Raw genomic sequence first — 23085 nt, 5'->3', positions numbered from 1 at the left:
AAGAGCGGCAGTAAGAGTGGTCTTACCATGGTCAACGTGACCGATAGTGCCTACATTAACGTGAGGCAGATTACGAACATACTTTTCCTTTGCCATACTAGTTTCCTCTAGGAAATGATAACTGCAGGCCAGCTGCCACAGTTCAAGACGATTGAAAAATTCAATAAAATGGAGCGGGCAACGGGAATCGAACCCGTATCACAAGCTTGGAAGGCTTGGGTAAAAGCCATTATACGATGCCCGCACAGTTGGTGGAGGGGGATGGATTCGAACCATCGAAGCCAAGGGCGACAGATTTACAGTCTGTTCCATTTGACCGCTCTGGAACCCCTCCAATGTCGGCGTAGCTTGCATTGCTATGCAAGCGGGCGTCATAATACAGCATAGCGTCACAGCGCGCAAGTATTTTTTGAAATTTTCTCTAATTAATCCGATTTTTGCATTACTTTTGACTCATAACGCTCCACGCACCTGTTTTCGGTTCAAAGACCCCTTGGGTCTTCCGGGCTTTCTGTTTGCCACTGCTCTGTCAATTTCAACTTTTTGATGATTGCTCAAACATTCTTCAGGAATGGGAAGGGAAAAAGCCTGACATATTTCAGCCTGTGGAGTTGTAAAACTTGTCACATGCGTTGACCCGTCATCGTATTCAACGAAACGGATCGGAAACATCTCTTGCAAAACATCAAGGGAGGAGGGGTACCTTTTTCTCAGACGCTCCACCCAAACCGCCCTGATTTCCGAACGCATGATAAGCGCAATGAACAGAATGAACAGTCTTCCGGTTTTTCCGTCTTCCGACCAGTTACCCTGAACATCGAACCCAAGCTGATCCTTCATCGCTTCAAAGTACTTTTCCTGTTCATCTCTCATCACGTAAAGCTTGTACTGGCTGAGGGCATCACCGTCAACCATGTATGAAATCGAAGCAAAAAAACCGGCGGTGGCCTTGCTTTTACCAATTGCTTTCTCATTTGGACTTATGACCATGCGTTTGTCTTTGGATCTCTTCACATAGTAGTACCTTAGTTGCTTGGACAGTGCTTTGCATTGTTCTTCGGTGCATGAAGTTCCGTCCTTCTCCCTGACGATTACGGCTTCCTTTTTAATTTCTTCATTGATTAACGTCAGAATCTGAATCCGTCTTTTCATATCCAGAAAGAGATTCACCTTTAACTTAACGTTTTTCCCGGAGCCGGAATCTTCTGGATTTGCTAAAACAGTCCGGGGGGTTTCGTATTGAATCGCATAAATCCCGTGTTCCTGCAAGTACGTCATCTCAAGAGGCATGCCCTGCTGGTCGAACTTTATTTTGCATAGATTGCTGTAAACCGGTTCCTGACTAACCTTACCGCATACCAAAAAACACTGCTCCTCCAGAATCATAGTGTCGATATTCTCAGGGGTTTCATACCCTCTGTCAAAAATGACAGTCAGATCCCCGCATTTTAGGGCCTTAAGATCGTTTACTATCGTACGCAGTGTTCTGGCATCATTTTCATTACCGCCAAAGGTTCGGTAATATATGGGTTCATGGGAGCTTAACGAATAAACCACAACCTCAAGCGTATTTTGTAACTCCTTGTTGTCCTTATTGTTACCCCATCTTATATCAGCCAGACAGTGTCCATACGCTGAGCGAGTAGTAGAATCGCAGGCGACCACAGCCTTGCCCCCTTCTCTGGCAATTCTCAATTTCAGAAACTGCATTCTGTGGTCATCAGTAATTTTTTGAGTAAGGCGCGTTATGTATGAAGGGCTCAAAGATCTTCTTGACGGGGTCTTTGTATACTTTTGCCAGCGCTCTGTCATGCTGTAGTTGTATTTTGTAAGGATCGGAAACATTGCCAGTGTCATTATGTCCTCAACTATGCCGCGCTGTTCACTGAATACTTGCAAAAGATCCTCAACAACGTGCTTCTTTACAGCAATCTGCCATAAGAACCAGGAACCACCGTAAAGTCTGTTATTGAATTGTCCTGCAGCGGGGCATGCACTGACAGTTCCGGTGAATGCTGATCCGTCATTTGCAACATAAGGATCGGCCACTATGGGAATTTTAGGCGCCTCGCTGTCAACAGAATCAATAGCTGAAATATCCCAGGCCGGCGGAAAAATCAGCCGTTTGCGTTTACTCTCAGGGGTCAGTATAAATCTGCTGTTGGGTATAAAACGGAGATCTTCGCTAACTTCTCCCCAGTAAACATATCTGCGCACTGTCTTACCGCTATGTTCGTCCGTGATATGCGGCTGCGTGGCTGCATAGCGATATTTTCCTGTTACACGAAGAGCTACTTTGAAATCAGTATCAGGGTTTGCGGGTCTGCCCATGGCAATTCCTTTTAAGTATAATACTACAGGACTCTTTATATATTATACTCAAAACATAACGAAAAATCAAACGGAAATATGCCGAAAACCAGTATAAATCAAGGTTTTATCGATGTTTTTCACGGTATTATTGGTTTTGAGTCAAAATCAGTACAAAGATCGGATAATTAATCCCTTTTTCCCGAAAACTGGCCGATAAGAGAACAAGGCAACACCGTTTTCTGACATTCCCGGAACTTCAATGCCATGCATTTGCCCCTGCCGTTTATGCCCCCTTTTGCTTAAAGCTTTTTGCCGGATTTCGCTTCAGACAAAAAAACCCGGGAAATCCCCGGGCTTTAACTTGACTAAATTAGCTGTCTTCCAGATTACTCCGGCTTTCCGGCCTTGTAGCCAACGCCAACGCTCTTCTGAGCGGTGAGAATAATTGCGAGAGACACATTGTCGTAGGTCTTGTATACCATAGCCTGACCGACTACATCATCAGGAAGCTTGAAGTTCTTATCAGCTCCGAACTGCTTGCCTACGGTGGAGAACTCATAGTAATCAGTCTCTTCGGCCGCATGTCCGACTACACCCTTTCCGGTCTTGCTGATGGCAAATACATCGCCGGTGCTGACACCGTCCTTGCTGCCCTTGCCGAGAACAACGGTATCATTGCGGCCGGCAAGGTTGTAATCCAGATTTCCCAAAGCGAGAACGCTGGTCTCAACCTGAGCAGGCTTAGGAACGAAATACAGGTCATATCCGTCGTCATTGTTGAAAGGCATTACGAAATCTCCGGGCATTACCTCCTGAAGATTCTTAACAAGAAGAGCCTTTGTCACAGTGCCGTTTCCTTCACCGGCAACCAGGGCGCCTGAATATACAGCCTGATAACCCAGTTTTCTGCCGGTCTCGTCCTTAAGGAGCGGGCCTTTGCGATAAATAGCATACTGAGTGCCCTTGGCAAGACTTCCTCTTACATAGATATCGCCGGTTTCGGCAATAACCTTCTTTGCATCATTCTCGCCTAAAACATAGGGAATCTTTGCTCTTTCATTGTCATCAAAGGGCAGTACCTGATCATGCTTAAGGAAGGTTTTTATAGCCTTGGCATCAATGGTAGGAATCGGCTTATTGGTCTGGGCTGAAACAGCCTTCTGAAGATAAGGTTTCCCATCAATCCATACAAGCGTAAGAACATCGCCCGGGTAAATCCAGTGCGGATCGTCTATCTGCGGATTCACATTCCAAATCTTCGGCCAATACCAGGGCTTCTTCAAAAACTTTCCTGAAATATCCCACAGAGTATCACCCTTCTTAACTACATATTTTGTAGGGTGATTTTCCTGCATGTCCAAGGTGTCAGCCACAGATACTGTCGCAAATAGCATAGCGGCAACAAAAATTCCTATCTTCTGTAAAATCATAAGGATCCCTGCTTGATTCCATCCAATCTTTTCATCATAAATCACTGCATGCCAGCAACTTATGTAGGTTTGTAATTAAATTTAAGCCATAGCGCACTTGCATGAAACCGCTCAATACTTCACACAGTCCGATTCGGCCCAGGTACAAATGACTATCCCACTACGAGTATAATCAAGAATAATTATTTTAGCCAAAAAACGGCTTATGCGTACTTGCCTTTTTAAATTATCGATCACAAATCACAGGTTTGCGGGGTGATCCTTCAGGACGGAATCCGCCCCCCTTTCCCGTTAAAAATTTGAGATCCGACACACATTCAGAGTTAACAGCCGCTCATGTTATAATGTCGGGACTTTACCGAGGAATATTCTATGGCTATACGCGAATTACTATACTATCCGGACGAGCATCTGCACTTGTCAAGCTCTCCTGTAACTGAGTTTGACGAAAGTCTCGCTGTTCTCGTCTCCGATATGTTTGAGACTATGTACCATGATGAGGGAATAGGACTGGCTGCTCCTCAGATAAACATCAGAAAACGGGTAGTTGTCATGGACATCGAGGGAGATCGCCTTCCCGAACATCAAATTGTGCTGATAAACCCCGAGTTTGTTTCCAAGGAAGGCACCAACAGCATAGAAGAAGGCTGCCTTTCGGTCCCGGGTCTTCGCGCCCGTATCAGCAGGGCTGATAATGTTACTGTAAAAGCTCAAAACATCAAGGGTGAGTTTTTTACCATCAGCGCCACCGGCCTTCAGGCTATTTGCATCCAGCATGAAATGGATCATCTTGACGGTCATCTCTTCATTGACTATCTCTCTGCTATGAAGAAAAACTTATACCGCGCCAAGGCTGCCAAACTTGCCCGCGAAAGAAAAAGAGCCGCCAGGGAATCTCAGTAACAGGATAATCAACCATGAAAATCATTTTCGCCGGAACTCCTGATTTTGCCGCATTTCACCTGAAAACCCTTCTGGAAGGCGGAATTGAAATTGCGGCAGTATTCTCGCAGCCGGATCGCCCTTCCGGCAGAGGAAATCACATTGCGCCGACACCTGTCAAGGCAGTCGCCGCATCCCGGGGCATTCCTGTCTATCAGCCGGAAAAGCTGAAAAACAACGCCGCGGCATTGCAAATCATTAAAGACCTGGCGCCGGATCTGGCGATCGTAGTTGCGTACGGTCAGCTTATTCCGGACGAATTTCTGGCCGTGCCCCGCATTGGCACCATTAATGTCCACGGATCAGTGCTCCCCAGATGGCGCGGGGCAGCTCCTATTCAAAGAGCTCTCTGGAACGGGGATGCCGTCACGGGCATTACCATTATGAAGGTGGGAACGGAACTGGACGCCGGAGATATCATAGTCAGCAAAGAACTCCCCATAGAGAATACTGACACCTCTGAAAGTCTCTACCTTAAGCTGCAAACTCTGGGAGCGGAAACATTGCTGGGGGTTATTCCGGATATTGAAAATCTTTATGAGAACGCAATCCCCCAGGACAGCAGCCGGGTTACCTATGCAAAGAAGCTCACCCGAGAGGAGGGCATTTTAAATTTTGCGGAAAGCGCCGAGACTCTGGAACGCCATATTCGCGCTTACCAGCCCTGGCCGATTGCCTCCATAATTCTCGCCGGCACCAAAATCAAGGTATTCCGGGCAGAAAGCATTGAGAATCAGGGTTCCGCCGGAGTCCCGGGAACCATCACCGCCGCCTCAAAAGAGGGACTCTTTATACAAACCGGTTCCGGGATACTGAAAATAACTGAGCTTCAAATGCCTGGCAAGGGAAGGGTGTCCTTTTCACAGCTTATTAATTCCCGAAAGCAGTTCTTTGCTCCGGGCCAGATTTTGGATTATCATCAGGCATGAAGAACGCTAAAAATCCTCGCAGGCTGGCCAGCGAGTCAGCGCTGCGGGTGCTGTCCAACAGGGAACAGCTGACCACTGTCATTAATTTTTCTGAAGAATACACCTCTCCGGAAAACCGGAGCCTTTACCGGGAACTCACCTACGCAACAGTAAGAAACTACGGCTGGATTAACGGAGCTCTCGGCATCCTCCTGTCCAAGCCCATTACCGAAAAGGATCTTCTGGCTCATTATATTCTGGCAGTAGGCATCTGCCAGCTGCAATACACCAGAATTCCGCCCCATGCCGCTCTTAACGAAACCGTGGAAACCATGAGAAAAGCCGGTTTCCCGAAATATGTGAATCTCGCCAATGCCGTTATGCGCAACTTCATGAGACGGCAGGCGGAGATTACCGCAAAGCTTGACGCTTCCTACGAATCCCGGTATTCATTTCCTGAATGGCTGGTTAACCTCATCAAAAAACACTACCGCGAAAAAACTCCTGACATTCTCGAAAACAGCAACCGCCATCCCCCGTTGTGGATACGTCTGAACCCCGCAAAATGCAGAATACCGGAATACCTGGAGCTCCTTTCAGTAAAAAACATCGCATTCAGAACCTCGGAATTGGTTCCGGAGGCCATCGAAATCCTGAATCCGCTTCCTGCGGATAAAATCCCTCTTTTCAAAACCGGGGCCGTTTTTATTCAGGATCTGGCATCCCAGTATGCCACGACTCTGCTGCCCGTAAAGGATGGAGATGCCGTGCTGGACTGCTGCGCCGCTCCGGGCGGCAAAACCACTCATATTCTGGAAAAATATCCCGGTATCAGGCTTTTGGCAGCCGTGGATAACGATAAGAAAAGACTTGCCAGAATTCAGGACAATCTGGATCGGCTGAAGCTTTCGTGCCATGTGGTTTTCGGCGATGCCTGCTCTGATCCCGAAAACTGGTCTCCGGTTCCGGAATATGACGTAATACTTCTGGACGCCCCCTGCTCGGCCACCGGTGTTATCAGAAGACATCCTGATATCAGATGGATCCGTACAGCAGAGGAAATTCAAAATATTATCGCCGTGCAAAAAAGGATACTCCGCAGCATCTGGAGCCTCCTGAAACCCGGAGGAACTCTGCTCTACACCACCTGCTCCATAATTCCCGAAGAAAACAGTTTTCAGATCCGGGACTTTCTGAATGAGCATCCGGATGCGGAGCTCTGGCCCGTTACTCCGGATGAAACCAGAGAGAATCCGGGATTGCAAAGACTGCCCGGGGAGGCCGGCGGCGACGGATTCTTCTATGCCAGGCTGAAAAAAGCCGCCAGATAAGGGGAAATGCATGAATATCATTATTCTTGGAGCCGGAGTTATCGGGACCGGATTGGCTGAATACCTGATAAATGAAAATAATGATATCACCCTTGTGGATACCGATATGGAAAAGCTGACGGCCATTCAGAATCGTTATGACATCAAGGTGGTTAACGGATTTGCCTCCTATCCTGCCACACTGCGGGAAGCCGATGCGGCAAACGCCGAACTGGTGGTGGCGGTAACCAATTCAGATGAAACCAATATGCTGGCCTGTCAGTTTTGCTACTCCATGTTTCATGTGCCGCAGAAAATTGCCCGCATTCAGAATAACGAATATCTGGCTGAAAAGGCGACCCTGTTCAATGATGCCGCCATTCCCATTGACAGCATCATCGCCCCGGAACAGCTTATAACTGATGAAATCGTAAGTCTCGTGGAATATCCGGGAGCCAATGAAATTTCCGAGTTTTCCCGCGGGAGGCTGGGCATGGTGGGGGTTACCGCCTATTACGGCGGCCCCATGATCGGCCACCCCGTCAAAAAACTGCATCAGTTTCTTGACAACATTCCTGTCAAGGTGATGGCAATCTACCGTCAGGATCATGCCATCCCTACCAATGAAAACACCGTAATTGAAGCCGGCGACGAAATTTATTTCGTGGCTACCAAAGGCTATGTCCGCGCTGTTATTTCAAAGTTCCAGAAGCTGGAATCCCCCTTCAGGAGAATAATGATCATCGGCGGAAACCGCATAGGACAGGAGCTGGCAAAAGAGCTTTCCAAACGCTACAGCGTAAAAATTGTGGAAACAGACCCCAAAAAAGCGCACGAACTCTCAAAGCAGTTTTCCAAATCCAGCGTGGAAATTTTCAACTCAGCTCCTTCAAATTCTGACTTTCTGACCGAAGAGCATATCGACAAGATGGATCTGATTATCTCCGTTACGGAGAAGGACGAAACAAACATCATGTCCGCCATGCTGGCAAAAAATCTCGGCGCCCGCAGATCCATCGTGCTGATTTCCAAATTTGCCTATATAAACCTCATCAAAAAGGAAAAAATAGACATCATTATCTCCCCCAGAGAAGCGACAATTTCCGCCCTGCTTACCAATATCCGCCATAACGGAGTGGGAACGGTTCACACCTTCAGAAGAGGCGAATCCGAAGGTCTGGAAATCCGTCTCATGGGAGATCTTAAACACAGCGCCGTCATCGGCAGAAGAATCAATGAAATTTCTTTCCCTCCGGGAATCGTGGTAGCGGCGATTTCCCGGGATGATGAGATTTTCATGGCTCAGGGAGATTTTGTTCTCCGGAACAACGACAATGTAATCTTTTACATTCAGGACAAAAAGAACATAAGAGAGCTTTTAAAGCTGACAACTCCCAAAGCAACATACTTCAGCAGGCATCCGGACTTCCAAAAATGATTATAAATTTTCAGGGTATAGCCAACCTTCTGGGCAGCGTACTGATCTTCCTTGCCGTTGCCATGTTCATTCCCACCATGTACGCTTTCATTACGGTTACCAAGGGCTCCGCGGAATTTTTGTTTGTGGCGGCAGTAATGATTGTTGCCGGTCTTCTGATCCGCAGACTGACACGAGCAAAATCCCTGCGAATGACCTTAAAGGATATGTTCTTCTTTACCTCGTCAGTATGGACGACCATGATCCTTACCGCAGCCCTGCCCTTCAAGTTCACCATGGGAATAGATTACGTAACAGCCTGTTTTGAAGCCACATCGGCAGTGTCCACCACCGGAATCACGGTGCTTCATGATATCGACAATCTCCCTCCTTCAATACTGCTCTGGCGATCCATATTGCAGTATTTCGGGGGCATCGGGTTTATCGCTATGGCCATTGCCGTGCTTCCGAATTTAAACAATCTGGGAGGCATGAAGCTTTTTAAAACGGAAAGCTCCGAACAGGGCTCCGAGAAAGTTTCCCCGAAATCCAAAACCATTGCCATGGGAATTCTTTTCCTGTATATCGCGCTCACCATTCTGACATTTGCAGCCTACTGGATACTGGGAATGAGCGTTTTTGACGCGGTAAACCACGCTATGACCTCGGTAGCCACCGGGGGCATGAGCACCCATGCGGCATCCATGGATTATTTTTCTGAAGAAATCCAGTGGGTGGCCATTATAGTGATGTTTATATGCTCGCTGCCGTTTCCTCTCCTTATTCTTTCCCTTAAAAACGACATTCGCCAGATTTTCCGTGATTCCCAGGTGCGCGGGTTCTGCGGCATCATCGCCCTTGCGGCATTATTGGTAATGGGCAGCCTTATTCTTCAGGAAAACATGCCTTTCTCAGAAGCACTGCGTTTTTCCGTTTTCAACGTGGTGGACGTACTGTCATCCACTGGTTACTCCATGGGGGATTTCAGCAGCATAAATCCCTTTATAACGCTGCTGTTTTTTGTCATTTTGCCCATTGGAGGCTGCTCCGGATCCACCAGCGGCGGTCTTAAAATTTTTCGTTTTCAGATACTGCTGAACCTTTTCAGAAAACAGATTAATCAGCTGCAGCACCCTTCGGCCATTTTCCCGCAGCAGTACAACGGTCAGAACATTAACGAAACCGTAATGAGATCCATTGCGGCTTTTTTCTTCGCTTACGCCTGCTGTCTGGTGCTGAGCTCTCTTATCCTGTGTCTTACCGGAACGGAAATGCTGGATGCCCTGACTCTTTCATTCAACTGTCTGTCAAACATCGGAGTGGGGATCGGAGAGCATTTCGGCCCGCAGGGTGACTTCACTGTGCTGACATCTTTTCAGAAGCTTATTCTGATCTTTGACATGGTGATGGGACGGCTTGAGGTGCTTACTATAATTCTATGCTTCCTGCCGTCATTCTGGAGGGTATAGCATCAGCGCCTGAGACAGGGTTCAAGATCGTTACTGACATTAACCTGGGCATCGGCGGTGATGTATTTGCGGAATTTTTTCAGCGCTTTGGTCTGAGCAATGTCCAGCTGCGGTTTTGTCAGAAGAACCACCATTTCCCGGCGCAGCTGGGAGGCATAGACATTATTTTTTCTGAAAACCGAGGCCAGAACTGTCCACATGTAGGCATCTATATAGCTTTGAGTGACGCCGATGCCGTCCCGGTAAAGAAGAGCCAGCTGATACTGAGCCTCGGCGCTGCCGTGTTCCGCGGCAATATAAAACAGGTCATAAGCGGCATAGGTGTTCTTAGCGCAGCCCAGCCCGTTAAGATACATCAGCCCAAGAAGAGTAGTGGCTTCAGAATGATTCTGTTCGGAGGCCGCTTTAAGATAGACCAGCGATTTCTGATAATTAACCGGAATCTGAAACAGCCCGTCCCGGTAGGCCTTGCCCAAATAATACAGAGCATCCTTGCTGTTCAGATTTGCCGCCCGGTACATGAGCCGTATCCCCTCCCCGGGGTCATACACGGCTCCTCTGCCTGAAAGATGCAGCTTAGCGAGCTCATAACAGCATTTGGCATGATTTCTGGTAGCTCCCTGTCTTAACCAATTTTGCGCTGATACATAATCCCGGCCCTGCTTTCCGTCCTTCAGAAAAATATTGGCAATGTAAAGAAAAGCATCATCAACCCCGGCATTGGCCAGAAGCCGGTAATAGCGCACCGCCTCCTCATCGTTCTTAACTACACCGAGTCCGTTCTCGCACATCTCTCCCAGAAGCCGGTACGATGGCAGGAATCCCTGTTCTGATGAGCGCAGAAAGAATGAAAAAGCTTCCTTGTAGTTGACAAAGGTTCCATAGCCCCGCAGATAACAAATTCCTGTCATATACAGAGCCCGGTCTACGTTTTGCTCGGAGCTTTCGCGAAATAAACGCATGGCCTTCTGATAGCTTTTGCGAACCCCGTTGCCGGTGAAATAAACCAGACCCAGTTCATAAAGAGCGTATCTGTACTTCTGGGCCGCGCTTGATTCCAAAAGCTCCAGGGCCTTGTTCTGATCTTTGGGAACGCCAAGTCCCCTCTGATAGAGTAAAAACTGACCAAAATCGCCTTCCGACCTTCCGGCCTGGCTTAGTTTTTCAAACAGATCCTTTAACTGGGCATCCTCCGGGAAAGAAATGCGATCATTGTTATCGAACATGATTTTCCCGTAGGCTTCAACTGCCGGCAGATACTTGTGCATTGCTGCCTGATATATCAGGCTTTTGGCTTTGGGAAGAGACTTTTCCACTCCGAGACCATTAAGAAAGGAAAGCCCCATTTCAAAGAAGGCCGGAACAACATTATGCTCCATGGCCGTGGAAAGATAGCTGTTTGCTTTTTCATCGCTTCTGGAAATCTGATGACCGTATCTGTACATCAGAGCTATGCGGTAAGCCGCTTCCCAGCAGCCGTTCTTAAGAGATTTCTGGTACCAGTCCATAACGACATGCTCGTCTGTCGATTTTGAACTGTCGTTTTCATACATTTCGGCAAGACGAAACTGCGCCTTGGCATTTCCCTTTTCTGCGGCCCTGAGGCACCAATTTTGCGCTTCCTTAAAATTTCGGTTGGTGCCAATGCCCTTTTCATATAGTTCGGAAAGCTCAAGAGCCGCTTCGACATGGCCGCCCTGTGCCGCTCTTTTTATATATTCCAGTGCCTGTCCGCATTTAGAATGACGGCGATTTTCTCTCTGATTCCCCAGAACCCAGCTTTTTTTATGGCCCTCGGCATCCTGGCCGGCATCATCTGAAGACGGCGCCGCTCCTCCGGCCTCCCGGCGCAGCAGAATGCCCAGATTGTATTCCGCGTCATGATGCCCGGCATCCGCCGCCTGCCCCAGAAAATATTTCAGCGCATCATGGCATGTTCCCGGCCGATTATCCAGGAGCAGTTTTGCCAGCCCCCAGGCCGCCTCGGTATTGCCCATTTCCGCCGCCTTGTTAAAATAAAAAGCGGCCTTATCAGGCATGGGGGGCACGTTTCCCCCGTCATTGTACATGCGAGCCAATCGAAAAACCGCATCCGGGAAGCCCTTCTGCGCCAGAATATCCATGACCCGACGGCCTTCATCGCCTCTGCCGTTTTCCAAACAGTACACCGAATAATAGTAGCCGGCAGCATCGCAGCCTCTTTCCCATGATTGCTTCAGAAGCTCAGTGCCCTTCTCCCGCACCCGCGGAATTTTAAGATTTCCCGTATAGTGTTTCCCCAGAACGCAGGCAGCTTCCGCGCTGTCATCGGCAATTTCCAAAAGAATTTCTTCTGCTTTTTCCGGAGCATAACAGCTTCCCTGAGGATCCAGAAAAACCTTCGCCTCCCCCAGTCTTCCCGAAAGAATACCGGATGCTCCGGCCATCTGATACCAGTAGAGCGCCCGGGAGGCATCCCGGGAAACTATCCGCCCGCCATAATACAAATCGCCCAGAATCAAAGCCGCTTCCGGTATTTCAGCCTTCACCTTTTCCAAGAGGTGCACCCCTCTGATTCTCTGTTCTCTTTCAGAACTGGCAATAAGGTAATGACCCAGCGCATAGATATCTTCAGGTTTTCCCCGTGCGGCTTTTGCTTCCAGAACCTCAGGATCGGCAAGACGCACCTGACCGTCATCAGGAGAAGCCCACCAGAAATGAATGCTTTTGTTTGAAAGATGCCTGAGCTTATATTCCGCAGGGAGATACCCCAATGAGGAGCTTTTGCTGAGCAGATCTTCAGCGCTGGAGCTTATCCCGACGCTGTTCTGATTATCAGCCACCAGATTGCCTAAATAAAACAGGGCTTCGGGATTGTCACTGTCTTCATAGGACTTCAAAAGAAAGAAGGCGTCATTATAGTGGCCGGTTCTGTAAGCATCCTTGGCATTGTTCAGGGCAGCTTCCACAAAATTGTTACGAATGATCATAATAATCTGCCGCCCTCCGCATCACAAACCTTTACAGTATTTACCCGCGCTCATTTACCGGCGCTCACTAAATGATAGTGCAAAGAACACCGTTCAAAGGCAAAAGCCGGCAATATTTTTACAAATCTGTGATCACCTGAAACAACAAAAAAGGGAGATCGCTCTCCCTTCTGTCATGACTGCCGTTCAGAACTGCCGCTCTAACGGGAAACCATTTTCAGTTCCGTCAGTCTTTTCTTTTCCCTCTTGTTTCGGTACAGCCAGTAAATAAAGGTACATACAGACACAATAAAGACAATAATTGTGGCCAATGCATTGATTTCCGGATTCAGACCGCGTCTGACACTGGAAAACACCACCATGGGCAGGGTTGACGAGCTCGGGCCTGAAACAAAAGAGGTAATGACCAGATCATCCATGGAAAGAGTAAATGCCAAAAGCCAGCCGGAAATAATAGCCGGAAAAATCGAGGGCAGGGTTATAAACATAAATGTCTTTATCGGTCCTGCTCCAAGATCCTGAGCCGCCTCCTCTATGGAATAATCCAGCTCCTTCAGCCGGGAGCGCACCACCACTGTAACATAAGCCGATGTCAGCGTTACCATGGACATCCAGATCGTCAGCACGCCCTTTTCAGGCCAGCCAATCAAATCCGCCATAGTCACAAAAAGGAGCAGCAGCGAAAGACCGATAATAACGTCAGGGAGCACCATAGGGGCGGTAATAAACAGCGCAAACACTGAATCGCCGCGAAACTTAGTAATTCTGGCCAATCCTATAGCTGCCAGCGTTCCAATGACCACGGCCGTGCAGGCGCTGAAAAAGGCAACTGTAAGTGACACGGCCACCGCATCAATCATCTGCTGATCCTTAAACAGCTCGAAATACCATTTAACAGAAAAGCCGCCCCACACTGTCATCATCTTTGAAGCATTAAAGGAATAAACAATAAGGCTTATTATGGGAGCATACAAAAACGTAAAGCCCAGAAATAAAACTGCAAATCTGAACTTGCCGCTCCAAGAGCCTTTTCTGACCGTTTCTTCAGTCATAATTATCTCACTCCCCCCACAATCTCACGGCGCTGCACCTTATAAAACCACATTATCGGAATCATCAGCAGCACCAGCATTACCGTGGCCACCGCTGCCGCCAGGGGCCAGTCGCGATTATTGAAGAACTCCTGCCAAAGCACGCGGCCTATGAGGTTGGAATCTTTTCCTCCCAGAAGCTCCGGAATCACATACTCGCCCACTGCCGGGATGAATACCAGCATGGAACCGGCAATAATGCCGCTGTAGGTCTGAGGCAGCAAAAGCCTGAAAAAGCTTCTGACCGGACGGCAGCCCAGATCCGCTCCTGCTTCTATCAAGGTGTAATCCACCTTGGTAAAGGCCGTATAAAGAGGAAGTATCATAAAGGGAAGGTAGGCGTACACTATGCCGACATAAACGGCAAAATCCGTCTGCAGCATCTGAATCGGTTCATCAATTACCCCGATATACATCAGAAAATTGTTTATCAGACCTTCCTTCTTAAGGATGCCAATCCAGGCATAAACGCGAATCAGAAACGACGTCCAGCTGGGGAGAATCACAAACATCAGGAGGGCATTTCTGGCTGCAGGCCTTGATGTGGCAATGGCCCACGCAATGGGAAAGCCCAGAAGAAGACAGTAAAGCGTGGAAAAAAAGGCCACCTTAAGGGATTTCAGGTATGCCAGAACGTAGGAATTATCCTCCCACAGAGAAATGTAATTATAAAGATTAAGAGTAATCGTCAGCTTGTCATCGTCATAGGCAAACAGCGGCGCATACGGCGGAATGCTGATGGCGCTTTCCGAAAAGCTGATTTTTAAAATTATCAGAAAGGGGATGCAGAAAAAGACAGTCATCCACAGATAGGGGACAGATACCACGGCATACTTCCGCCATCCCTTAATAGGCTGCGGACTTCCCTTCAGCTTCTGAAAAAGACTTTTTCTCTTGCTAATGGCCTTTCTGAGATTCATATTAGCCATGGCCTCTCCTAAAAAGTCAGCGTTACACAGGATTCCGGATCCCAGCTGAGATATACCTGATCATCCCAGGTGGGCAGACCGACATTGAATCTGTCAGCATTCGGCAGGGTGGTAATAACAATTTTTCCGCTGGGAATGCGGACATAATAAATGGAAATGTCTCCCATATACGCAATATTTTCAACAATTCCGGAAGTATAGTTGTTAACCAGACGCTGACCTTTGTCATCACAGGGGAAGCTCTTTTCGATATAGATCTTTTCAGGTCTTATGGCAACGGTAACATCCATGCCATCAGCCAGATCCACATCAATGTCCAGATGAATCTCCTGTTCCAGATCCTTGCTTTTTATCACCGATCCATCACGGTTCGAGGTGATAAGACGGCTCTCAAACATATTTACCGATCCGATAAACTCAGCCGCAAAACAGCAGTTCGGATTTTCATAAACCTTCCGGGGCTCATCAACCTGAATAAGCTCGCCGCGGTTCATAATGGCAATGCGCTCGGCCATGGTCATTGCCTCCTCCTGATCATGGGTAACCATGACGCAGGTAACTCCGACGCTTTCAATAATATTTACCAGTTCCAGACGCATCTGCTCCCGCAGCTTCTTATCCAAAGCTCCCATGGGTTCGTCAAGAAGGAGCAGCCGGGGCTGTTTTGCCAGAGAACGCGCCAGAGCCACCCGCTGCTTCTGCCCGCCGGACAGCTGATGCGGCTTGCGATCCCGGTATTCCTCCATATGAACAAGTTTGAGCATCTTATCTACCCGAGTCTCGATTTCCTCCCGGGAAAGTCTTTTGCCAAAATCAAACAGCCCCTGCTTTTCGCCGTTCTTGTAGATGCGATCCTGCTTAAGACCGAAGGCAATATTCTGACTTACCGTCATCTGGGGAAATAAGGCATAGGACTGAAACATCATATTCACCGGTCTTTTGTAAGGCGGCAGCACAGACATGTCCCGGCCATCAAGAAGTATAGATCCGCTGGTGGGCTGCTCAAAACCGGCCAGCATTCTCAGAAGGGTGGACTTGCCGCATCCGGAGGATCCCAGCAGAGCAAAAATCTCGCCCTCATAAATGGTCAGATCCACGTTGTTGACCGCTGCAACATCACCGTACTTCTTAACCAGATTCCTTATCTCCAGCAATGGGCGTCTGACTTTTTTAACGGGCTGTCTGGAGGCTGGTTCCGTTTTATGATTTTCCCGGGCAGCCGATACGGTATCATCAGCCTGCCGGGCATTGGACTCAACGATATTTTCAGACACTTGATCATTCTCCGGTCAAATAAACAAAATCAAAGGCCGCCAATTCAGGACGGCCCGTTTAACTAACATGCTTTCTGTTATTACTCGCTCTTCACGCGATTCCAGATCTTATTGATTTCCTTAGTTACCTTCTGCGGCAAAACCTCCATCAGAAATATCTTTTTCTTCTTTTCCGGGGTCAAGAAGATATTAGGATTGTCACGCACCTCCGGCTTTACGAGAGGAATGGAAGGCGTTACAGCATTGGCATAGGCAACATAGGAGGAAATTTTAGCCATTATTTCCGGCCGCAGGATAAAGTTCAGGAATTTATGGGCATTGTCAGGATGTTCCGCATCCTTGGGAATGGCCATCATATCGTAGAAAACAAGGGCCCCTTCTTTGGGAACCACATACTCGATCTCCACGCCGTTACCCGCTTCCCGGGCACGATCCCGGGCCTGCATCATATCTCCCGACCAGCCCAGCGTTATGCAAATGTCTCCATTTGCCAGATCATTGATATTCTGAGACGAGTGATAGTATGTGACATTTTTGCTCATCTTAAGCAGAAGCTCCTCGGCTTCCTTATAGGCGCGAGGATCGGAATCCGTGGGATTCTTTCCCAGATAGTTCATCGCCGTGGCCACAACCTCTGTGGGAGCATTAAGCACGGCAACGCCGCAGTCCTTAAGCTTTGAAAGAATCTCCGGCTTGAAAAAAACATCCCAGGAATCTACGGTAAAATCCTCTCCCAGCCTTGCCGCAATCATCTTCTTATTGTAGGCAATTCCCGTGGAACCCTGCTGATACGGAATAGCATACGTATTGTCTTTGTCCAAGGACGCCAGCATTTTCATCTGCTCTTCGTCAAGATTTTTATAGTTGGAGAGCTTCGACTTATCAAGCGGAAGATATACGCCTGCCTGTATCTGTCTCGAAAGAAAATCCGACCCCGGAGCGACAATGTCATAGCCGGATTTGCCTGAAAGCATTTTTGCTTCCAGCACCTCATTGCTGTCGAAAACATCATAAACAACCTTGATTCCGGTTTCCTTTTCAAATTCAGGAATCACGTCAGGATCGATATAATCACTCCAGTTATAAACATTGAGAACCTTCTCTTCCTCTGAATATGCAAAGGAGGAGACGGAAAAAGCAAGCGCAGCCGCCAGACTGATAATAGTCCCTTTAATCATTTGTTTTAACCCTGACAATAATGGTAAAACCTGATTTAACAGCGTAAATTACAGCTTCTGATAACAGTCGGAATTTATCGTTATCCATAAACCAGACGCAAATCAAACCATCCCTGATGCAGAAAGATTCGCTTCTGGCAAATTACCCGGCATTATACACTTAATTCTCTTCATGATTACAAGGTTAATCCGGCCCGGACAGGATGCCTGAAATCATTAAAAAACGGCGGCAACCGAAATACGGCTAACTTTTTCGGTTGCCTCTTTCCGCATCCAGCTTATAGGTATTGCTGTAGGCCAGATACAGAGAGAATATATTGCGCACATACTTCACGGTCTCATTAGTGCCGTGAGACATGGCCACAATCTCAACATTGTTAAACCATTCATTGGGATTTAACCCCTGCTGTTCCGCTTCATTACGATACCTGAGAATCCTGCCTGGACCGCAGTTATACGAGGCCATGGCAAACAGAACACGTTCCCGCACCGGGATTTCAGCGGCGTTAAAATAATTGTCAATAATGTACCGGAGGTATTTGGTACCGGCATGAACATTATTGTCAACATCATGCACGCTGTTTACATTGACATACCACTCCTGAGCGGTGCTTGGCAGTACCTGCATAATGCCCACAGCGCCCCGGCTGGATCGGGCTGACTGATCCAAAGTCGATTCCTGATAGGCCTGGGCCATTATCAGAATCCAGTTCAGATCAAACTTCTCCCCGTATTTCTTGAACACCCGGGAAAACTTCATGAAATCACTGGATTTTATGCCCAGCCACTCGCCCTTTTTACGGTGATGAAGGGAAAGATATGAGGGCTTGGTTCTCATGTAGCGGTCATATATGGCTTTTCCTTTTTCAGTGCCGTCGCGATAGGAACGCAAAAACAGATTCAGTTCCTTGTACAGCTCACGGGAATCATGTCTGATGGCCCAAACCAGAGTACCGTCCTCCCGAAGTGGTATCCCATCGCAAAAGACCACTTTTGAAAAAAGCTCCTTCCACAGGGGCAGGTTGTAGTTGTTAACAACCGTGGCCTGAATTTCGCCGTTATTCACCATATCCACAAGATCGGCATCGGTAAGGTACTCATCTGCAAAGGAAACACGGATTTCGGGAATGCCCAGTGTCCGCAAATATATATTTGCCGTTTTTATGCTTTCATAAAATGCCGAGCTCTTCCTGATGGTGATATTCAAACCGGAAAAGTCTCTCAGCTCAGAAACTGGCTTTTCCCCCTTTCTGACCGCCAGCACCTCCTGGATCCCCTGCTTTTCCGGAATGGTAAAATCCACATACCTCTTAAAATCTTCTGTGGGCGAAATACCGGTGGCTATATCCCCATAGCCATCAGCAATCATTTTCACCATCTGATCTGATCGCACCGGGATAAAAAAGATCTTAAGCCCGCGATATTCCGGATGTCTCTCCTCAACAAATTTTTTAAACTTGTTCATCAGAGCAACGTAAAGACCGTCCTGATGCCCCTTGTTCATGAAAAAACTGATATTGTCATAGGATACCAGCACCCTGATGGTACGATCCTTGAGGAGAACCGGCAGATCGCCGTGAAGAGGAATAAGGCCGATGTCCTGTCCGGCGCCGGGGGTTTCAGCCCGAAGTTCCGGCAAATAAGCAGCCAATGTCAGCAAAGACAAGAAAATAACAAGAACCGTCCTTATTGCCTTCATAACCTGCTCCCTGCCTGTTATCCGAACTTTTTAAAGTTTCAGAAATCGCCTGTTAACGGGGTAGTTTCTGAAAGATTATCACATGCCGCCGTTTCAAAAATTGAACACCTCCCCAATTTACAGCTTAAAACTTAAGTAACAGCACGTATTATTACAAACACAATTTCCGTAATCCTGATGCTCACGGCCAGACATTCTTCCCGGAATTCACTCAGTCATAATCACTATGCGCTCCTGTCATGCACAAAAATAAAGCATGCCCTGAAAACGTGCTTTTATCAGCCTCTTTTTGGTGCAAAACAAACAAATTCTTACCGGGCATGGAAATTGCTATAATTAAGCCCGTATTGCGCAAAGGAGATTTTTCATTATGAGCAAACTGATTAAACCGGAACATTACGAGCCGTTACTGACCCCGAAACAGACAGAACAGGGGATTAAATTAATTAAAGACTTCTTTCAGCTGAATCTTTCTACCGAGCTCAGGCTGCGCCGGGTAACAGCCCCTCTTTTCGTTCTGAAAGGGCTGGGCATCAACGATGATCTGAACGGCGTAGAGCGAGCAGTAAGCTTCCCTATTAAGGATCTTGGCGATGCCAGCGCCGAAGTGGTGCACTCTCTGGCAAAATGGAAAAGACTGACCCTTGCCGAATACCAAATTGAACCGAACCACGGCCTTTATACCGACATGAACGCCATCAGAGCTGATGAAGAACTTGATAACCTTCATTCTCTTTACGTGGATCAGTGGGACTGGGAAGCCGTGATCACCAGAGAACAGCGTACCATTGCATTTTTGGAAAGCACGGTGAAGCGCATCTATGCTGCCATTCTGAGAACCGAGTACCTGACCTGCGAGGCTTATCCCCAGATCAAGCCTTTTCTCCCCTCGGAAATCACATTTATCCACAGTGAAGATCTCCTTCAAATGTTCCCTGATAAAACCCCCAAGGAACGTGAAGATGCCATCTGCAAGAAGTACGGCGCGGTATTCCTCATTGGCATCGGAGCTAAGCTTTCCAACGGAGAAAAGCACGACGGCCGAGCTCCTGACTACGATGACTGGAGCACAGTCTCCGAACTGGGCAAACCGGGATTGAACGGGGACATTTTAATCTGGTACCCTCCCCTGCAAAGATCCTTTGAATTATCCTCCATGGGCATCCGCGTTGATGAGAAGGCTCTTTTGAGGCAGCTGGAAATCGAGCATGCGGAAGAACGCAAAGAGCTTTATTTCCATAAAAAGCTGTTAAATAACGAACTTCCTCTCAGCATCGGCGGCGGTATCGGTCAGAGCCGTCTTTGCATGGTTTTATTGCATAAAGGACATATCGGTGAAATTCAGGCCAGCATCTGGCCAGACGACATGAGAAAAGAATGCGCCTCTTTGGGAATGCATCTTATTTAAACTGACCAAAAGCTTTCGTTATGCAAAAAAAAGCAAGGGAGAGAACAAAAAATTCTCTCCCTTTGTTGCACGGCCGTTTATTGCATCTGCTGCGACCCAATACTACACCAAACCAGTTCTCATCTGAAAAATCATCTTCTCGGCGGTGCAAGTAAATTTTAAGGTAACCCGGCGTACCAGTTCCTCCCCGTCCCTGGTGTCATGATGCTGTATCTGAACAGCGTCAGAGACAGATCTGGCTGCAGAGTCATATCTCTCAGAGTCCTTCTCTACCTTTTCCGCGCTTCCCCTGAGTTCATACTCGCAGATATCATCTCCCTCCGTAATGATGGTACCAATCTCCGCGCTGCAGCCGCAAAAATCGCAGCTGTCGTTAATTACCTTGTTTTCGTCAGCCATGGCAAACTCCTGAATTCAAAACATTCCGCATCTCAACATCTCTGCAGGCATCTTTAATCGTAACATTAAAAAAGCCTCCCGAAGGAGGCTTCTGTTCAGGAATTTAACCTGCATCATGCAACAAACACATCATTGTGTTCAGCAACCATAAGTTTCTTGATCTTTTCCAAAGCAGCCTTTTCCAGCTGACGCACTCTTTCTATGGAAACTCCCAGTTCTGCCGCCAAATCCTGCAAGGTAGCCTTGTTTTCATCCAGCCAGCGGGCCTTTATAATGCGGTATGACCTTTCATCCAAAGCTCCCAGAACCTTATTCAATGAAAGCGCCATATGTCTTTCGCTGTCAGTTCTCTCAAGATTGAAAGCAAGATCCGAGCCCTTATCTACCAGGTAATTTGCCGGAGTCTGAGAAGCATTGTCATCGTCATCCTCCATAAGGCCGTCATAGGCAACATCCTGAGCGGTAAGACGGGTCTCCATTTCGGTAACATCCTTTGCGGAAACACCAAGATTGTCCGCAACCTTTTCCGCATCCTTCTCATTCAGCCAGGCAATATTCTTTTTAGCCTGTCTCAGTTTGAAAAACAGTTTTCTCTGAGCCTTGGTGGTAGCTACTTTAACTAATCGCCAATTCTTTATCACATAATCGTGAATTTCAGCTTTAATCCAATGCACTGCAAAAGCTGCCAGCCGCACCCCCTGGGACAAATCAAAACGCTTCACAGCCTTCATCAGACCAACCGTCCCTTCCTGGATAAGATCTGCCAGGGGCAAACCGTATCCCATGTACCCTCTGGCTATGCTGACAACAAAGCGCAAATGCGAAAGAACCAGCTTACGCGCAGCCTCAAGATTATTTTCATCTCTCAGCTTTGATGCCAGTTCATATTCTTCTTTTTCTGTAAGGAGCGGAATACTGTTTATAGCCCGGATATATCCATCCAGATTATCACTGGGCACCATCAACATATTAGCGGTAGTATTCAATGTCATATCCTTTCCGATTCACCTTTTTTCAGCGCTCAACGCTATTGGGAGTCTGCACTGACACTCCCACAGCACATAATAGAACTTTTTGCAGAAAAAAGTTCAAAAATTTGAAAATTTTTTAACAAACAGTTTTTGAAAACGTTATCATCACAGACTTTTCATGAAAAAACAGCGACGCAGATCAAAAATAAGATCTAACTTACTTTCAAATTTCTAATTAATCATGAAACAAAGCATCGATGAAGTCTTCAGAACTGAATACTCTCAGGTCATCAATTTTTTCTCCGATTCCTATGTAACGCACCGGAATGCCGAACTGATCGGCAATATTAAAGATAACCCCGCCCTTGGCTGTTCCGTCCAGCTTCGTAAGATTAATGCCGGTAAGCGGAGCGGCCTCTTTAAAAATCTTTACCTGGCTTATGGCATTCTGACCGGTACCGGCATCCAGGGTCAGCATCACCTCATGGGGAGCCTCAGGATCAATTTTCTTAATAACCCTGATAATCTTGCTTAACTCCTCCATCAGATTAGCCTTGTTCTGCAACCGTCCTGCGGTATCAGCGATAAGGACGTCATATCCCCTGCTGCGGGCAGACTGCAACGCATCGAAAATAACTGAAGCGCTGTCAGCTCCGGTATCCTGCGAAACAACAGGAGCATTATTTCGGGCTCCCCATTCCTTAAGCTGTTCCACGGCGGCGGCTCTGAAGGTATCGCCGGCAGCAAGCATAACTTTAAGCCCCTGATTCTGCAGGATTCGGGTCATCTTTCCGATGGTGGTGGTTTTGCCAACCCCGTTAACCCCTACCATCAAAATTACAAACGGCTTTTTGGTTGTATCCACCTTAAACGGCACAGCCACAGGATCCAAAATGGCATGCATCTCCTGCATCAGTTTCTTCATGAGAACATCGCCATCCTTTAAATCCTTTAAACTGGAATCCTTGGTTAACCTGTCAAGGAGCTTTTTAGTGGTATCCATGCCAACATCAGCTGATATCAGCAGTGTTTCCAGTTCTTCAAACAGGTCATCATCAATCTTGCGTCCCTTAAAAAGCGCAACCAGCCCCAGGCCGAAATTTTCCCGGGTTCTCCTGAGACCATTCAAAAGTCTTCTGAAAAAGCCCTGATCTGCTTTATCGTCAGAAGCACCTGCTGGCTGAACTTCAGGGGCATCTGCTTTGATTTTCTCATCCTGCTTTTTACTGGTTACCGGCTCTTTGGTATGCTCAGACTTTGCTTCCAGCATGGTTTCTGGCTTTGCTTCAGGTTTGACTTCAGTCTTTGCTTCAGTCTTTGCTTCAGTCTTTGCTTCAGTCTTTGCTTCAGTCTTTGCTTCAGTCTTTGCTTCAGTCTT

18 protein-coding genes and 2 tRNA genes are annotated in these 23085 nt (G+C 47.5%); 6 read left to right on the top strand and 14 right to left on the bottom strand.

Annotated elements, in window-relative coordinates:
- From ACJROR_RS00270 to ACJROR_RS00250, 5 genes are all read right to left on the bottom strand, one after another.
- Window positions 1-96, bottom strand: a 96-nt coding sequence (locus tag ACJROR_RS00270; protein ID WP_406545348.1) for a GTP-binding protein, incomplete at its 3' end; no start/stop codon positions are given.
- A gap of 73 nt (window positions 97-169) precedes the next feature.
- Window positions 170-244: transfer RNA gene (locus ACJROR_RS00265), tRNA-Gly, on the bottom strand.
- A 5-nt stretch (window positions 245-249) separates the two neighbouring features.
- A tRNA-Tyr gene (locus tag ACJROR_RS00260) sits at window positions 250-334 on the bottom strand.
- A 119-nt stretch (window positions 335-453) separates the two neighbouring features.
- The gene (locus tag ACJROR_RS00255) at window positions 454-2331 is read right to left on the bottom strand and encodes a transposase (RefSeq protein ID WP_406545347.1); all 1878 of its coding nucleotides are present in this window, start codon (window positions 2329-2331) and stop codon (window positions 454-456) included.
- A gap of 368 nt (window positions 2332-2699) precedes the next feature.
- Window positions 2700-3743 carry a LysM peptidoglycan-binding domain-containing protein gene (locus ACJROR_RS00250; RefSeq protein ID WP_406545346.1) on the bottom strand — a complete coding sequence of 348 codons (1044 nt, stop codon included), beginning with the start codon at window positions 3741-3743 and terminating at the stop codon, window positions 2700-2702.
- A gap of 372 nt (window positions 3744-4115) precedes the next feature.
- Here ACJROR_RS00250 and def point away from each other — a divergent pair, with 372 nt between their 5' ends.
- Genes def through ACJROR_RS00225 form a run of 5 tightly spaced genes read left to right on the top strand, consistent with a single transcriptional unit; the run spans window position 4116 to window position 9789 of the window.
- Window positions 4116-4646, top strand: coding sequence for a peptide deformylase (def, locus tag ACJROR_RS00245; protein WP_406545345.1), 531 nt, complete (start codon window positions 4116-4118; stop codon window positions 4644-4646).
- Between the two features lie 14 nt (window positions 4647-4660).
- Window positions 4661-5614 (top strand): methionyl-tRNA formyltransferase, encoded by a 954-nt coding sequence (fmt, locus tag ACJROR_RS00240; RefSeq protein ID WP_406545344.1) that lies wholly within the window; start codon window positions 4661-4663, stop codon window positions 5612-5614.
- Window positions 5611-6924, top strand: a complete 1314-nt coding sequence (rsmB, locus tag ACJROR_RS00235) for a 16S rRNA (cytosine(967)-C(5))-methyltransferase RsmB (RefSeq protein ID WP_406545343.1) — start codon at window positions 5611-5613, stop codon at window positions 6922-6924. Before fmt ends, rsmB begins: the two co-directional genes overlap by 4 nt.
- 10 nt (window positions 6925-6934) lie before the next feature.
- Window positions 6935-8341 (top strand): Trk system potassium transporter TrkA, encoded by a 1407-nt coding sequence (gene trkA, locus ACJROR_RS00230; RefSeq protein WP_406042483.1) that lies wholly within the window; start codon window positions 6935-6937, stop codon window positions 8339-8341.
- The gene (locus tag ACJROR_RS00225) at window positions 8338-9789 is read left to right on the top strand and encodes a TrkH family potassium uptake protein (RefSeq protein ID WP_406042481.1); all 1452 of its coding nucleotides are present in this window, start codon (window positions 8338-8340) and stop codon (window positions 9787-9789) included. Before trkA ends, ACJROR_RS00225 begins: the two co-directional genes overlap by 4 nt.
- 2 nt (window positions 9790-9791) lie before the next feature.
- On the opposite strand, the gene ACJROR_RS00220 is transcribed toward ACJROR_RS00225, so the two are convergent.
- The 6 genes from ACJROR_RS00220 to ACJROR_RS00195 form a co-directional block, all read right to left on the bottom strand.
- Window positions 9792-12758: a hypothetical protein gene (locus ACJROR_RS00220; RefSeq protein ID WP_406545342.1), complete on the bottom strand. Its 2967-nt coding sequence runs from the start codon at window positions 12756-12758 to the stop codon at window positions 9792-9794.
- 200 nt (window positions 12759-12958) lie between these two features.
- Window positions 12959-13810 carry an ABC transporter permease subunit gene (locus ACJROR_RS00215; protein WP_406042477.1) on the bottom strand — a complete coding sequence of 284 codons (852 nt, stop codon included), beginning with the start codon at window positions 13808-13810 and terminating at the stop codon, window positions 12959-12961.
- 2 nt (window positions 13811-13812) lie between these two features.
- The gene (locus ACJROR_RS00210; protein ID WP_406545341.1) at window positions 13813-14778 is read right to left on the bottom strand and encodes an ABC transporter permease subunit; all 966 of its coding nucleotides are present in this window, start codon (window positions 14776-14778) and stop codon (window positions 13813-13815) included.
- Window positions 14779-14786: 8 nt separating this feature from the next.
- Complete coding sequence (gene potA / locus ACJROR_RS00205; RefSeq protein ID WP_406545340.1) at window positions 14787-16052, bottom strand: polyamine ABC transporter ATP-binding protein; 1266 nt, start codon at window positions 16050-16052, stop codon at window positions 14787-14789.
- Window positions 16053-16132: 80 nt separating this feature from the next.
- Complete coding sequence (locus ACJROR_RS00200; RefSeq protein WP_406545339.1) at window positions 16133-17230, bottom strand: polyamine ABC transporter substrate-binding protein; 1098 nt, start codon at window positions 17228-17230, stop codon at window positions 16133-16135.
- A 244-nt stretch (window positions 17231-17474) separates the two neighbouring features.
- Window positions 17475-18929: a transglycosylase SLT domain-containing protein gene (locus tag ACJROR_RS00195; protein WP_406545338.1), complete on the bottom strand. Its 1455-nt coding sequence runs from the start codon at window positions 18927-18929 to the stop codon at window positions 17475-17477.
- 370 nt (window positions 18930-19299) lie between these two features.
- Between ACJROR_RS00195 and asnA the strand changes: the two genes are divergently transcribed.
- A complete protein-coding gene (gene asnA, locus ACJROR_RS00190) occupies window positions 19300-20337 on the top strand; it encodes an aspartate--ammonia ligase (RefSeq protein ID WP_406545337.1) in 1038 nt (345 codons plus the stop codon).
- 102 nt (window positions 20338-20439) lie between these two features.
- On the opposite strand, the gene ACJROR_RS00185 is transcribed toward asnA, so the two are convergent.
- From ACJROR_RS00185 to ftsY, 3 genes are all read right to left on the bottom strand, one after another.
- Window positions 20440-20736 carry a DUF406 family protein gene (locus tag ACJROR_RS00185; RefSeq protein WP_406545336.1) on the bottom strand — a complete coding sequence of 99 codons (297 nt, stop codon included), beginning with the start codon at window positions 20734-20736 and terminating at the stop codon, window positions 20440-20442.
- A gap of 113 nt (window positions 20737-20849) precedes the next feature.
- Window positions 20850-21728: an RNA polymerase sigma factor RpoH gene (gene rpoH / locus ACJROR_RS00180; RefSeq protein WP_406041205.1), complete on the bottom strand. Its 879-nt coding sequence runs from the start codon at window positions 21726-21728 to the stop codon at window positions 20850-20852.
- Window positions 21729-21942: 214 nt separating this feature from the next.
- Window positions 21943-23085, bottom strand: a 1143-nt coding sequence (gene ftsY, locus ACJROR_RS00175) for a signal recognition particle-docking protein FtsY (RefSeq protein WP_406545335.1), incomplete at its 5' end; no start/stop codon positions are given.

The organism is Succinimonas sp., assembly GCF_045225735.1.
Lineage (GTDB): Bacteria > Pseudomonadota > Gammaproteobacteria > Enterobacterales > Succinivibrionaceae > Succinimonas.
The sequence above is the reverse complement of the archived record's forward strand: the minus strand, read 5'-3'. Positions and strand labels throughout refer to the sequence as shown.

What these genes read in the sequence shown, in the direction of transcription:
- ACJROR_RS00255 (WP_406545347.1), bottom strand. Translation starts at nt 2,331, where the DNA reads ATGGGCAGACCCGCAAACCCTGATACTGATTTCAAAGTAGCTCTTCGT.
- ACJROR_RS00250 (WP_406545346.1), bottom strand. Translation starts at nt 3,743, where the DNA reads ATGATTTTACAGAAGATAGGAATTTTTGTTGCCGCTATGCTATTTGCG.
- def (WP_406545345.1), top strand. Translation starts at nt 4,116, where the DNA reads ATGGCTATACGCGAATTACTATACTATCCGGACGAGCATCTGCACTTG.
- fmt (WP_406545344.1), top strand. Translation starts at nt 4,661, where the DNA reads ATGAAAATCATTTTCGCCGGAACTCCTGATTTTGCCGCATTTCACCTG.
- rsmB (WP_406545343.1), top strand. Translation starts at nt 5,611, where the DNA reads ATGAAGAACGCTAAAAATCCTCGCAGGCTGGCCAGCGAGTCAGCGCTG.
- trkA (WP_406042483.1), top strand. Translation starts at nt 6,935, where the DNA reads ATGAATATCATTATTCTTGGAGCCGGAGTTATCGGGACCGGATTGGCT.
- ACJROR_RS00225 (WP_406042481.1), top strand. Translation starts at nt 8,338, where the DNA reads ATGATTATAAATTTTCAGGGTATAGCCAACCTTCTGGGCAGCGTACTG.
- ACJROR_RS00220 (WP_406545342.1), bottom strand. Translation starts at nt 12,758, where the DNA reads ATGATCATTCGTAACAATTTTGTGGAAGCTGCCCTGAACAATGCCAAG.
- ACJROR_RS00215 (WP_406042477.1), bottom strand. Translation starts at nt 13,810, where the DNA reads ATGACTGAAGAAACGGTCAGAAAAGGCTCTTGGAGCGGCAAGTTCAGA.
- ACJROR_RS00210 (WP_406545341.1), bottom strand. Translation starts at nt 14,778, where the DNA reads ATGGCTAATATGAATCTCAGAAAGGCCATTAGCAAGAGAAAAAGTCTT.
- ACJROR_RS00200 (WP_406545339.1), bottom strand. Translation starts at nt 17,230, where the DNA reads ATGATTAAAGGGACTATTATCAGTCTGGCGGCTGCGCTTGCTTTTTCC.
- ACJROR_RS00195 (WP_406545338.1), bottom strand. Translation starts at nt 18,929, where the DNA reads ATGAAGGCAATAAGGACGGTTCTTGTTATTTTCTTGTCTTTGCTGACA.
- asnA (WP_406545337.1), top strand. Translation starts at nt 19,300, where the DNA reads ATGAGCAAACTGATTAAACCGGAACATTACGAGCCGTTACTGACCCCG.
- ACJROR_RS00185 (WP_406545336.1), bottom strand. Translation starts at nt 20,736, where the DNA reads ATGGCTGACGAAAACAAGGTAATTAACGACAGCTGCGATTTTTGCGGC.
- rpoH (WP_406041205.1), bottom strand. Translation starts at nt 21,728, where the DNA reads ATGACATTGAATACTACCGCTAATATGTTGATGGTGCCCAGTGATAAT.